The organism is Tetragenococcus koreensis (assembly GCF_003795145.1).
Lineage (GTDB): Bacteria > Bacillota > Bacilli > Lactobacillales > Enterococcaceae > Tetragenococcus > Tetragenococcus koreensis.
In genome coordinates this window covers 880,614-894,109 of sequence record NZ_CP027786.1, presented here as the reverse complement: position 1 = coordinate 894,109, position 13,496 = coordinate 880,614, and the positions used below count along the sequence as shown (strand labels likewise).

The following is a 13,496-nucleotide window of genomic DNA, read 5'->3' as shown; positions in this document are numbered from 1 at the left end:
AATGATACAAGTGTTTTAACGAAACCTTATACAAGCAACAGAAAAAAATAAGTTTAATGAATATTGTGAAAATTACAATTATAATGCGTTTTCAACATTGACTTCAGAAAAAAACAGTTGTAAACTTAATCCACTTTCAATTACTTAGGAGGAGTGCTATGAATATTAATGATGAAGTACGTCCAGGTGGAAATCGTTATGTGAGCGGAACGGACGTATTAAATGACTTACCCAATTATTTAACGAAATTTAAACAAGTAGCTGTGATTACAGGGGATATTTCTTATCAAGTATTCAATGGCTTTTATCAAAGTGAACTTGATTTTCCCATCTATCGATATGATGGAAGCGCAAGCTATGAAAACGCTCAAAAAATCGCTGAACAAATTGAACAAGCGGATGTAATCGTTGGTATTGGTGGTGGTCGCGTGATGGATACAGCTAAATTAACTGCAGAAAATTTAAATTGTGATGTTATTTTAGTTCCAACATTAATTTCAAATTGCGCTCCGTTTACACCAATTACGGCTGTCTACTATCCTAACCGTACGTTTAGGTGTATGGGATTTCAAAGTCGCGCGCCTTATTTAACGCTCGTTGATTGGAAATTTTTACTAGCAACACCTGTAGATTATTTTGTGGCAGGTATCGGTGATACATTAGCAAAATGGTATGAAATTACTGGGATCACAAATACTTTAGAAGAAGATCAGAAGTCTGCTTACACACGTTTAGGAATCGCTTGTGCTAAAGAAATTGCCGCGATTTTATTAGAAGACTCACAAGATGCGATTAAATCATTAAAACAACAAGAAATTTCGCCTGCCTTTACGCGTGTAACGGATACAATTATTGCTTTGGCTGGTGAAACAGGTGGTTTTGCTGTAAGTTATGGTCGTTCTGCAGGAGCGCATGCGGTACATGATGGTCTTTCTTATTTGGAAAATACGCATGATGCATTACATGGCAAAAAAGTGGCTTATGGTATTTTAGTTCAGTTAGCTTACACTAACGATTTTGACGAAATCAGAGCCATCTATCCTTTCTATGAAATGATAGGCTTACCTACTAAATTAGCTCAAATGAATGTTAGCGATGTGTCAGAAGAAGGGCTAGCTGCAGTTATTAAACAGGCGGCAGCTAAAGAGGATACTTTCCGGATGATAGATCCAGAAGTGACAGAAGAGCAAGTGTTTTCCGCAATCCAAGCTGTCGAATCTTTGTAGGTTTTAAGTGTTTATTTTTGATGAAAAATCACGTTCATTCTGTTATACTAATTAAAGAAATGATTTGGTTTTGTTCACTTGCAAAAGGGGACACAGCTGAAGGAGAGAGTGAACAGAAATTATGGCAAAATTAAAAATAGTAACGGATTCCTCGGCAACGATGAAGTCCAGCTTAAGGGATCAATATGACATTCACATCATCCCTCTTTCTGTAATGATAGATGGAACTGTTTATACTGACGATGAAAGTCTTACTGGCGAGCGTTTTATGGAAATGATGGCAAAAGCCAAAAAATTACCTAAAACGAGCCAACCCCCTATTGGTGAGTTCGTTAATTTATATGATGAATTAGGAGCAGACGGCAGTGAAATTTTGTCGATTCATATGTCTGACACCTTAAGTGGTACTGTCGATGCAGCTAGACAAGCAAGCAATATAACTAAAAGCAAGGTGACCGTTATTGATACAAAAACAACGGATCAATCATTAGCTTTTGCAGTAATACGGGCTGCACAATTGGCACAAGAGGGAAAAACCTCAGAAGAAGTGCTTCCGGAAATTCAACAAATGCTACAAAATACGAAATTATATATTGGTGTATCAACACTTGAAAACCTTGTTAAAGGTGGTCGTATTAGTCGCGCAAAAGGTCTTTTATCTAGTATATTGAGTATGCGTGTAATCATGGAATTTAAAAACGGTGATTTATTTCCTATTATAAAAGGAAGAGGAACTAAAACCTTCAACAAATGGTTTGAACGCTTAAAAAGTGAATTGAAAAACAACTCCACTGTGAAAAAAATAGGAATATCTTATGCAGGCGGCAAAGAACAGTGTGAAAAATATAAAAATGAATTGCAAGAGTTGTTCCCACAATTAGAAATCTATTTATTGCACACGACGCCAATTATTGCAACACATACCGGAAAAGATGCATTCGCGATTATGTATTATGCAGAACAAGCTCAATAAAGTAAAAGAAAGGAAGGGCCAACGAATGGCTCTTCTTTTTGATTTTTTAAAATTTGGTGAATAAAATGAAAATCAGTACGTTTTTTTCATTATTTTTGATAAACTAACTGTATGTAAGTTTGCAAGCAAAATGACGAGTAGTCGTTAGAAAGAGGAAACAGTATGAAGGGTAAAAAGTTTTTTATTCCATTTTTTAGTGTGGTAGTCATTGCTTTTTTGACTTTTATCATTCTTCAATTAAGCCTGCCTAAAGCACAGCCTAAGTTAGCGGCTACTAATGTTACTAAAAGTGAAACCAAGGAGCGGATTCACTACACCGCTGTCGGTGATTCTTTGACAGAAGGTGTAGGTGATGCAACTCAAAATGGTGGTTTTGTCTCACTTGTGGCTGATTCTTTGCAAGAGGGTTATTCTCTTAGCAGTGTTGAGGTAGACAACTACGGTGTTGCGGGCGAGCGTAGCGATCAAATTTTGCAGCGTATCAAAGAAGATGATCAAACGCAATCAGATATTGCTTCTTCAGATGTTATTACGTTAACAGCGGGAGGGAATGATATTATGAAAGTCATTAAAAAGAATATTTTTGGTCTAACCGTTGATTCGTTTGAGCGTCCATTAGAAAAGTACCAAGAAAATCTTACTGAAATAATGAATGAAATCCGTTCCTTAAATGAAAATGCCACAATTTATATGCTGGGCGTGTATAATCCTTTTTATGTTAATTTTCCAGAAATTGAAGATATGCAAACCATTATAGAAAATTGGGATGAAGGGACGCAAGAGATTATTGGAAAAGAGGATAATGCTTATTTTGTACCAATTAATGAAGTAATTTCTAAAGGTACTGAAAATGAAGCAGCTATAAACACCGATGAAGAAACTTCTTCCTCTGCAGAGCAGAAAGAAAACAATTTAGACTCGGTAAAAAATAAGGCACTTTATGAAGAAGATAATTTCCACCCTAATACGATTGGTTATCAATTGATTACTCAAGAAGTAATGAAAAGAATTGATGCAACCAAAAGTGATTGGCTGACAGAGGAGAACGCATCGTGAAAGAGCAAAAACAAAAGCATAAAAAAACAGAAAAAGAAAAATCTTTTGCTGTGAAAAATAAATGGAAAGTTGCTTTTCTTGCGCTATTAGGAATTATTGTAGGTTTGGTTGGCTTTTTTTTCTTACGTGCTACGCAACAAAGAGAAGTTATTCAATATGATACACAGCCAATTGTCCAGCGAGAAGGAGAACCCGTTTTATCGATTAACAGCGATAAAGAACAGATTAATGCACTGATTGATTTTTATTTACAAAATTACCAGAAGGATTCTGATGTAGAATATCATTTCCAATTGGAAAACCAGGCGATGCTGACCGGTGATTTTAAAGTTTTAGGCGCGCCAATTACTTTTTATTTATATTTTGATCCCTATGTTACAGACGATGGCAATGTGCAACTACAAGCAGATAGTCTATCAATAGGGACTTTAGATCTTCCTGTAAAACAGGTAATGAAAATGATCGAAAAAAGTTTTAAATTTCCTAAATGGATTGAATTTAATCCAGATGAAGAGACTGTGTTAGTCCGACTTGATCAGTTTCGCATGGAAAATGGTTTATTTGTAAAGGCAGAAAAAATCAATTTGGTTGATGATGACATCCAAGTAAGTTTATACTTACCTCAGGACAAGGAAAAATAGGAGTGATTATATGAAACAAAGAGCAATTTTTGCGGGCGGCTGTTTTTGGTGTATGGTGCAACCTTTTGACGAACAGCCTGGGATTTATTCAGTCGTGTCTGGTTATACAGGAGGACACGTTGAAAATCCAACTTATGAACAAGTGACTACTGGAACAACTGGACATACAGAAGCTGTTGAGATAATTTTTGATCCAGAAGTGGTTTCTTATAAAGATTTAGTAGAACTTTATTGGCGACAAACAGACCCTACGGATGCTTTTGGTCAATTTCAAGACCGGGGAGATAATTATCGTCCAGTCATTTATTATTTAAATGAAGAACAAAAAGAAATTGCCGAACAAAGTCGTCAAGCTTTACAAGAAAGTGGACGTTTTGACCAACCCATTGTTACTCAAATCGAACCGGCGCAAACTTTTTATCCGGCAGAAATGTACCATCAAGATTTTTATAAGAAAAACCCTAGTAATTTTGCTAGAAACCACGCTAAAAGAGCTGCTTTTATAAAGGAGAACTGGGATAAATGAAGCGTAGTTTCTACCATTATTTGATGACGTTAAGGGGACCGAATTCTTCTGATGAAGAACAGGTATTTGCCAATAATGCGACCAAAGATATTCAGTTTCCTAAACATAGCGATAGTTACGAAGAAATTTCTGATTACTTGGAAATGAATGTTGATTACTTAAATAATATGGATATTTTTGATCAAACTTGGCAAAAGTATTTAGAAAATAACCGGTAAGTGCCCTTTCGAGTGGAATTGAGGTGTTACATGAAAAATAAAAAGATATCGTTTGGTAAATACATTGTTTCTTTAGTCCTCGTGGCGCTTATATCAGGTGGATTGGTTTATTGGGTTACATCCAGTGAGTTTTTCCAAGCTTCTTCATTTTCACGAAATGATTTATATAAGGTTCATGCTTTATATGACGATATTCAGGAAAATTATTATGAAGATGTGGACGACGATCAGCTGATTGAAGGGGCACTTGAAGGAATGACAGATGCCTTAGGCGATCCTTATACTTCGTATCTAGGCGAAAAAGAAGCTGAAGAGTTTAATGATTCGCTATCCGGCGATTTTGAAGGCATTGGCGCAACCTTAACCCTCATAGATGATCTGCCAGAGGTTTCTGAAGCACCCGTAAAAGATAGCCCGGCTGAAAAAGCTGGTTTACGGGCAAACGACAAAATATTAGAAGTTGATGGTGAAAAAACGCAAGGTAAAGATCTTAGTTCTGTAGTGCAAACGATTCGTGGGAAAAAAGGGTCAACCGTAAAATTAGCCGTTGAACGTGAAGATGAAACCTTTGAGGTAGATATTAAACGTGATACAATTCCGCTTAAATCCTTAAAATATGAGCTTGATGAAGATCATCAAGCTATAGGAAGTATCGAAATTGCTAGCTTTAACGAGAATACAGCGCAGGAATTAAGAGATGCGATTAAAGATTTACGTGAACAAGGTGCTGAATCTTTTGTTATCGATTTACGTCAAAATCCTGGGGGCTATCTAGATCAAGTAGAAGAAATGGCCAGCATGTTCTTAAAAGATGGTAAAACAATTGTTCAGTTTGGAACAGATGATGAAATTACTGGTGAAAGTAAGGCTTCTGAAAAATTAGATGGTGGCTTTAAAGTAAAAGAACCTACAACAGTGTTGGTGGATAAAGATAGTGCTTCTGCTTCAGAGATTTTTGCGGCTGCTTTAAAAGAGTCGGCGGATGTACCAATTGTTGGAACCCATACTTTTGGTAAGGGTACTGTCCAAAGCGTCAGTGATTTTTCCGATAATAGTGAAGTGAAAATGACTGTACAAAAATGGCTGACTCCCAAAGGGGAATGGATCAATGAAAAGGGTGTGGAACCCACGACTGAAGTTGATCTACCTGATTATGCCTATTTGCCTCCATTGCCTAAAGATGAAGAGTTAGAAAAAGGCGATCAATCGGATGACAGTAAGAACTTAAATAAATTCCTGCAAGCTTTGGAATACGAAACAAAGGGTGATCAGTTTAACGATGAAACCGAGCAAGCGGTGAAAGATTTCCAAGAAAATAATGAGATCGAACCGACCGGTAGCCTAAATGAAGAAACCAGCTCAGCTATTGAACAAGCAGTCGTTGAAAAAGTTCAGGAATCTGACCCAATGTATCAAAAAGCAATTGAAGAATTAACAAAATGATTATTCAGACGGGATCGATGACTAAATGAATAAAGAACGATTTTTCGAATGGTTTTGGCTGATAATAAAATATTCATTTGCGGCTGGAATACTGGCACTTTTACTTCGTGGTTTTTTGTTGATTCCTATACCAGTCCAAGGAAGTTCGATGGAAGATACTATGTCACAAGGAGATATGGTGCTAGTTGAGCGTTTATCAAGTGTCAAACGCTTTGATGTCGTTGTTTTCAATCTTCCTAATGGTAGCACCTATGTCAAACGAGTTATCGGGCTGCCAGGCGAATCCGTCAGTTATAGAGACGATCAGCTGTATATCGATGGTGAAAAAGTAGACGAACCGTTTTTAGAAGATAATCTATATGAAGATGATGAGTCAATTCCTTATACCTATGATTTTGATTTTGAAGAATTGATGGGTGTAAAAAAATTGGGTAAGGATAGTTACTTTGTCATTGGTGATAACCGTCGTCTTTCCAAAGATAGTCGCTCTTTTGGGGCGATTTCAGAGGATGAGATCCTCGGCACTGCCCATTTTGTTTATTATCCCCTACAGCATATGAAAATTATTTGATAAAAAGTTTGTAAAGCTGATTTATTCAACTTTACAAACTTTTTTTACTATATATAAAGGAAAAGAACTTTTAAAAACAAGGGAAGTACGAGCGACTAGCCTTCATTTTGCCCAAAAGAAGGCTAGTTTGTACAACATCCCTTTTTTTTTAGAAAAAATTCAAAATTGCAATACAAAATCATGTATCAAGAATTCTAAGTGTAAAATTTATTGAGGTTAACCCTAGACGAATAAAAAAGAAACCGTTACTCTAGTTATTGGGCTGTGACAGGCACTAATAACAGAGGCGGTTTCTTATGGAGTCTATTATAACAGATTTAGTTAAAGTAATGAAGGAGGAAACCTCCTTTTTAAGACGAGAAAAGGCGATGATGCACTTCTTTTCCCAACTGATCATTTTCTTAGCACAAGAGGCCTTTCGCCAGTTAGATGATGAGCTTTTTATCGAAGCCAAAGCGCAAGGCTATCAAAGTGATCGAAAAAGCTCCCGGACGGTGACCTTTCTTTTTGGCACCGTGACCTTCCATCGAAGACGAATGAAAAACGCGGCAGGCGATATTTATTACCCGCTCGATAAGTTTTTAGGGATTCGTAAAGGAAGCCGTTATAGTTCATTGGTGCTGCGAAACGTCGCTGAGTTAGGTTCGATGATGGTCTATCGCCATGTCGCCAAAGCCATTGATTGTTTAACGTCGTGGAGTATGAGCCATCAAAATGTCCAGCAGTTAGTTGTTCAAACCGGAACACTTATTCAAGCAAGAAGCACGCGTGAAGAACGTTATGACGGGGTTGTAGAGAAGAAAAAAGTGCCATTTCTTTATCTGGAAGGGGACGGTGTGCAAATTCATGGACAGAAAAAACAATCCCTCGAAATTCATCGTTTTCAAGTGTGTGAAGGAAAGCAAAAAGATGGCCAACGCTCGACGTTGATCCACCCGTATTTTATCAGTGATCTGAATCGACAAAAAGCCCAACGAGAAATGATGCATTATCTCCAGGCGAATTACGATTTGAGAGATACGGTTGTGGTTTCCAACAGTGATGGGGGTTCAGGTTATGAAAAAGCGGTCTTTGACGAATTGGCGCTCGGTTGTTTACGACATGAGCACTTCCGCGATCGCTATCACGTGCAGCGAAAAGTCAAAGAGCGTTTGTATTTCGTCCCCCAACTTCAACCGAAAATGCAGGAAGCCCTTCGACAGTATGATTGGGATAAAGTCCAAACGTGTTTAGATACTGCGGAGAGTTTGATCGAGGAAGACGAAGAAAAAGCGAATGAGCAGCTGCGCCTTCTATCGGCTTATTTCATACGGAACTGGCCCTATTTACGTCCGCTGAAAGATCGAGGGATTCAAGATCCTAAAGCCTGTATTGGCACCATTGAAAGTACGCATCGAAAGATCACCTATCGAATGAAACGGCAAGGCCGATTATGGACGAAGACAGGCGCCACCGCTATGATTCAAGTGATTGATAGTCTTCGAAACCATGAAATTAACGGATGGCTCAATCAATATGATGAACGCCCTCAGGCGGACGTTGAGCGGGAACAAAAGTGGAAAAAAATGAAACGCGCTGTTCAGAAAAAACCGAAATTTTATTCGCATGAAGGAGCTTTTAGCGGACAAATCGCGGAAGGCTATGCGAAGAGTTCTCCGCTAGGCCAGTTTTCGAACAATCTTAAGCAATTAAATCCAACTCCCCATTACTTATGATGGAAAGGGTTTTTTTCCATCATATGTAACGGGGCCAGCCGACCGCAAGGGAGGCTTATGAACGATCAAAAAATAAATAGTGGTTGTCCAAAACGCCTCTTTTTTATTCAACCTCAGAAAATTTGACACATACTCAAGAATTAAAAGAATTGAAACACTACTAGAAAAAGTTTATGATAAACAGTGTTCCTAAGGGAAATGTTATGAAAAGGTGTTTAAAAGAGCTGTTATAGCAAGGAGTGTAGATTCATATGACCATCCAATGGTATCCTGGCCATATGGCGAAGGCCAAGCGTCAAGTATCAGAAAAATTGCAATTTGTTGATATTGTTTTTGAATTAGTTGATGGGCGATTGCCAATTTCTTCTAGAAATCCTATGTTAGATCAAATTTTGCAAGGAAAACCGCGTCTGGTATTAATCAATAAGGCTGATTTAGCTGATCCATCCCAAACAAAACAATGGGAAACATATTTTAATAAGCAGGGATTTGCGGTTCTAGCTATTAATTCGCAAGATAATAAAGGAAGCAAATCGATTTTACCGAAGGCTAAAGAAGCATTAGTGGAGAAACTACAACGTGAGCAGCAAAAGGGCCTAAAGCCTAGAGCAATCCGAGCTATGGTAATCGGTATTCCCAATGTAGGGAAATCAACCTTGTTAAACCGATTGGCTGGTAAAAAAAAGGCTAAAACGGGAAATAGTCCGGGTGTAACGAAAGGTCAACAATGGATTCGTTACAAAAATGATCTGGAATTATTAGATACGCCGGGAATTTTATGGCCAAAGTTTGAAGACCAAGAAATTGGTAAAAAGCTTGCTTTGACTGGGGCAATCAAAGAGCAATTGTTTCATCAAGATGACATCGCTCTTTATGGATTGGATTTTTTCATTCAATTTTATCCAGAACAACTTGCTAAACGTTATCAACTAACACAAGAAGACTTGCAACTTCCCTCTCCGGACTTGTTAATGCTGATTACTCAAAAGCAAGGTTTTCAGGAAGATTATGAGAAAGGTAGCCAGCGTGTTATCCATGATATAAGAGATGGCAAACTGGGAAAATATACCTTAGATCGTTATGAAGAAATGGGTGAGTAAATGGCAAAAGAAGCAATCTCTATGATAAAATCCCGTTTGCTCGAGGTTGAGTCAATCGAAGATCCTTACGTTACGCAATTGCAAGCAGATGAACGGAAAGGCGTGCAGAAACTTTTGCTACAATTAGAAAAACGATTGGCAAAAGAACAAGCATTAAAAGAACAATTTTATACCATGCAGTCTTTTGAACGTTCATGTTATAAAAATGGACATCATTTGGTTGCAGGCATTGATGAAGTTGGACGAGGTCCGCTGGCAGGGCCAGTTGTGGCAGCAGCGGTTATTCTACCAGAAGACAGCGTTATCCTTGGGCTAAATGATTCTAAGCAATTAAGCGAAAAAAAACGATTAGCGCTGGCTGATGAGATACGAGAACAAGCGGTAGCAGTTGGGATTGGTGAAATTTCTGCTGAAAAAATTGATCAGGTGAATATTTATCAAGCGAGCAAGCTTGCTATGACCGAAGCGGTTGAAAATTTGACAATGGCACCGGGCCATTTGTTGATTGATGCGATGTCATTAGACCTTTCAATTCCGCAAGAAAAAATCATAAAAGGCGATGCAAGAAGTGTATCTATCGCTGCTGCAAGTATTATTGCTAAAGTTTATCGAGATCGTTTGATGAAAGAGTACCACAATCAGTACCCTTATTATGCCTTTGACCGAAATGCTGGTTACGGCACTCAGGCTCATTTGACCGGGTTAGCCGAACACGGGATTACGTCAATTCATCGAAAATCGTATGCACCAATAAAAAAATATTTATAAAAAAGAAATCGCCTTTTTTTGCGTATTTATTAATGAATACAAGAAAGAGGGGGATTTTTTTGCGTTACGAAGAACTGTCAATGATTGAAAAAATGGTACTAAAGCTGACTTATTGTAAGGGAATTGGGCTCATCGGCAAATGGAAGATTGTGAAATTCTATGAAAAATTTCATGCTGAAAAGTTTTTTGCTGAAGATGTGATTCAGATTGCTCAAATTAATCAGTACAAAGGAATGTTTCGTGATAGTTTTCGGTCAATTAGTGATGACTGGTTACAAGAAAAATTGCAACACCAGCAATATGTCACTTGGTTATCGCCAGATTATCCGCAAGAGTTATTAGAGCTTCCTTATCCGCCACTGGTTATATTTTATGAAGGAAACCTTGCTCTGTTAGAGTATCCTCGTTTGGCTTTTGTAGGTGCGCGGCAGTCTACAAATTACTCTGCTCAAGTTCTTCATAAATTACTTCCTACTATCGTAAAGCGGCGATTTGTCATAGTTAGTGGACTAGCTAAAGGGGTCGACCGTATAAGTCATGAAATAGCAATTCGTTCAGGCGGTTCGACTATTGGCGTTGTAGGCAGTGGTTTGGATATTTGTTATCCACGAGAAGTGACAGCTTTATTTGGCGAGATGAAGAAAAATCACTTAGTGTTAAGCGAGTATCCGCAAGGTACAGGGATTAAAAAACATCATTTTCCTATGCGTAATCGAATTATTGCTGGGTTAAGTAAAGCCACCTGCGTTATTGAAGCAAAAGAACGCAGTGGTTCTTTGATTACAGCTCAACTGGCATTGGACTATGGCAAAGACGTTTTTGCTATTCCAGGCGAAATTTTAACTGGACAATCTGATGGCTGTCATCGACTTATTCAAGATGGCGCTAAATGCGTTATTTCGGTGCAAGACATCTTAGAAGATTTAACTGATTTTTAAAGGAATTTTTAAGAGCGCTATGTTTCCTTGCTTGACAAACCATTTTCAAATGGCTATGATAGGCTACGATTTGTTATTCGAAAATTAAATGGCACTATATATAGTAGAAATCCATTTAAGAAAGGGGCCTTTTAATGGCTTATAAATATTTGGTGATCGTGGAATCGCCAGCGAAAGCGAAAACGATCGAAAAATATCTTGGTCGTAATTATAAAGTTGTAGCCAGTGTTGGCCACATTCGTGATTTACCAAAAAGTAAAATGGGAATTGATGTTGAAAATAATTATGAACCATATTATATTACTATTCGCGGAAAAGGCGATGTGACCAAAGATCTAAAAAAACATGCTAAAAAAGCAGAAAAAGTTTATCTTGCTAGTGACCCGGATAGAGAAGGGGAAGCAATTGCTTGGCATTTATCTTATATTTTAGGATTAGACCTGCATGATAAAAATCGAGTGGTTTTTAATGAAATTACTAAAGATGCTGTCAAAGAAGCTTTTAAAGAGCCTAGATCAATTGATCTAGACTTAGTGGATGCTCAACAAGCGCGGCGGATATTGGACCGTTTAGTGGGTTATTCCATTAGTCCTATGCTTTGGCGTAAAGTGAAAAAAGGGCTAAGCGCTGGGCGTGTTCAATCGGTTGCACTTAAAATGATTATTGACCGAGAAAAAGAAATTCGTAATTTTACTCCAGAAGAATATTGGAGTATTGATGGAAACTTCAAAAAAGGACGCAAAAAATTTAAAGCGAATTTTTGGGGCGTTGACGGTAAAAAGAAAAAATTGCCTAACGAAGAAGCGGTCAAAGAAGTTACCTCACGTATATCAGGTAAAGATTACGATGTAACAAAAGTTGAGAAAAAAGAACGTAAAAGAAATCCCGCAGCTCCTTTTACCACTAGTAATTTGCAACAAGAAGCTGCACGTAAATTAAATTTTCGTACTGGGAAAACGATGATGATTGCTCAACAATTGTATGAAGGAATTTCGTTAGGAAAAGGCGGCACAACTGGGCTAATTACCTATATGCGTACCGACTCCAAACGTATTGCTGACAGTGCTAAACAAGAAGTGACTGATTTTATTGAACAAACCTATGGAAAAAGTTACGCTGCACACAGTAATAAAAAATTAAAAAACGCGCAAGGCGCACAAGATGCCCATGAAGCAATTCGTCCTACTAGTGCGCTGCGAACTCCAGAATCGATTGAAAAATATCTAGATAAAGATCAAATGAAGTTGTATCGGTTAATTTGGTCTCGTTTTGTTGCTAGTCAAATGAAACCAGCGATTCTTGATACTGTAAAGGCTACGCTAAACCAAAACGGTGTTATCTTTGTGGCAAATGGATCAAAAGTTAAGTTTAAAGGATTTATGGAAGTGTACGTTGAAGGACGCGATGATGGTAAAAAGGACAAAGAAAATATTTTGCCAGAATTAGCTTCCGGTGATGTTGTACAATCAGAAGATATCACACCTAACCAACACTTTACTCAACCACCGGCTCGTTTTAGTGAAGCAACATTGATTCGGACTTTGGAGGAAAATGGTGTAGGTCGCCCGTCAACTTATGCTCCTACTCTACAGACGATCCAAAAACGTTATTATGTCAAACTTGCGCAAAAGCGTTTTGAACCAACTGAATTGGGTGAGATTGTCAACAATCTGATTGAAGATTTCTTTCCTGAAATTGTCGACGTTTCCTTTACTGCTGGGATGGAAGAAGATCTAGACCATATTGAAGAAGGCAAAGAAGAATGGGTCAAAGTTATCGATCGTTTTTACCAGCCTTTTGAAAAGGAATTGGATACTGCTGAAGAAAAAATGGAAAAGATCCAAATCAAGGATGAGCCAGCCGGTTTTGATTGTGATGTTTGTGGCCACCCGATGGTTATTAAATTAGGGCGCTACGGGAAATTTTACGCCTGCAGCAATTTCCCTGAATGTCGTAACACCAAACCGATTGTTAAAGAAATTGGTGTTACTTGTCCTAAATGTCAAAAAGGACAAGTGATCGAAAGAAAATCGAAAAAGAATCGCATTTTTTATGGTTGCGATCGTTATCCAGAGTGTGACTTTATTTCATGGGATAAACCAGTAGGTCGCGCTTGTCCAAAATGTGATCATTACTTGGTAGAGAAAAAGAAAAAAGGTGGCAAACAAGTCGTTTGCTCTAATTGCGATTATAAGGAAGATGTGCAAAAATAAATGAAAAAATTTCCATGATGTCAAACGACATTTGTGGGAATTTTTTCTGTTATAGACAGTTTAGACATTCTTGATAATAAGAAGAGGAAGCATTAATTTCATAATTTT

The 13,496-nt window shown here is 37.8% G+C and carries 13 protein-coding genes; all 13 read left to right on the top strand.

Going from position 1 to position 13,496, the window contains the following annotated elements; translation table 11 throughout:
• Positions 1 to 158: 158 nt before the first annotated feature.
• Positions 159 to 1,226 (top strand): iron-containing alcohol dehydrogenase family protein, encoded by a 1,068-nt coding sequence (locus C7K43_RS04185; protein WP_124005714.1) that lies wholly within the window; start codon positions 159 to 161, stop codon positions 1,224 to 1,226.
• Between the two features lie 121 nt (positions 1,227 to 1,347).
• Positions 1,348 to 2,199 carry a DegV family protein gene (locus C7K43_RS04180; protein ID WP_124005713.1) on the top strand — a complete coding sequence of 284 codons (852 nt, stop codon included), beginning with the start codon at positions 1,348 to 1,350 and terminating at the stop codon, positions 2,197 to 2,199.
• Positions 2,200 to 2,361: 162 nt separating this feature from the next.
• Positions 2,362 to 3,255, top strand: coding sequence for an SGNH/GDSL hydrolase family protein (locus tag C7K43_RS04175; RefSeq protein WP_124005712.1), 894 nt, complete (start codon positions 2,362 to 2,364; stop codon positions 3,253 to 3,255).
• The gene (locus C7K43_RS04170) at positions 3,252 to 3,896 is read left to right on the top strand and encodes a YpmS family protein (protein WP_124005711.1); all 645 of its coding nucleotides are present in this window, start codon (positions 3,252 to 3,254) and stop codon (positions 3,894 to 3,896) included. The genes C7K43_RS04175 and C7K43_RS04170 overlap by 4 nt, the downstream gene beginning before the upstream one ends.
• A 10-nt stretch (positions 3,897 to 3,906) precedes the next feature.
• Positions 3,907 to 4,422: a peptide-methionine (S)-S-oxide reductase MsrA gene (gene msrA, locus C7K43_RS04165; RefSeq protein ID WP_124005710.1), complete on the top strand. Its 516-nt coding sequence runs from the start codon at positions 3,907 to 3,909 to the stop codon at positions 4,420 to 4,422.
• The gene (locus C7K43_RS04160) at positions 4,419 to 4,640 is read left to right on the top strand and encodes a YozE family protein (protein WP_124005709.1); all 222 of its coding nucleotides are present in this window, start codon (positions 4,419 to 4,421) and stop codon (positions 4,638 to 4,640) included. Before msrA ends, C7K43_RS04160 begins: the two co-directional genes overlap by 4 nt.
• Positions 4,641 to 4,670: 30 nt before the next feature.
• Positions 4,671 to 6,083 carry a S41 family peptidase gene (locus C7K43_RS04155; protein WP_124005708.1) on the top strand — a complete coding sequence of 471 codons (1,413 nt, stop codon included), beginning with the start codon at positions 4,671 to 4,673 and terminating at the stop codon, positions 6,081 to 6,083.
• Positions 6,084 to 6,108: 25 nt separating this feature from the next.
• Positions 6,109 to 6,654: a signal peptidase I gene (gene lepB / locus C7K43_RS04150; protein WP_124005707.1), complete on the top strand. Its 546-nt coding sequence runs from the start codon at positions 6,109 to 6,111 to the stop codon at positions 6,652 to 6,654.
• Between the two features lie 296 nt (positions 6,655 to 6,950).
• A complete protein-coding gene (locus C7K43_RS04145; protein WP_124005706.1) occupies positions 6,951 to 8,369 on the top strand; it encodes an ISLre2 family transposase in 1,419 nt (472 codons plus the stop codon).
• 251 nt (positions 8,370 to 8,620) lie between these two features.
• Entirely contained in the window at positions 8,621 to 9,469 is an 849-nt protein-coding gene (ylqF, locus tag C7K43_RS04140; RefSeq protein WP_124005705.1) for a ribosome biogenesis GTPase YlqF, read from the top strand.
• Positions 9,470 to 10,237 carry a ribonuclease HII gene (locus C7K43_RS04135; protein WP_124005704.1) on the top strand — a complete coding sequence of 256 codons (768 nt, stop codon included), beginning with the start codon at positions 9,470 to 9,472 and terminating at the stop codon, positions 10,235 to 10,237.
• 59 nt (positions 10,238 to 10,296) lie between these two features.
• Positions 10,297 to 11,175: a DNA-processing protein DprA gene (dprA, locus tag C7K43_RS04130; RefSeq protein ID WP_124005703.1), complete on the top strand. Its 879-nt coding sequence runs from the start codon at positions 10,297 to 10,299 to the stop codon at positions 11,173 to 11,175.
• 134 nt (positions 11,176 to 11,309) lie between these two features.
• Positions 11,310 to 13,388, top strand: a complete 2,079-nt coding sequence (gene topA / locus C7K43_RS04125) for a type I DNA topoisomerase (RefSeq protein WP_124005702.1) — start codon at positions 11,310 to 11,312, stop codon at positions 13,386 to 13,388.
• Positions 13,389 to 13,496 lie beyond the last annotated feature (108 nt).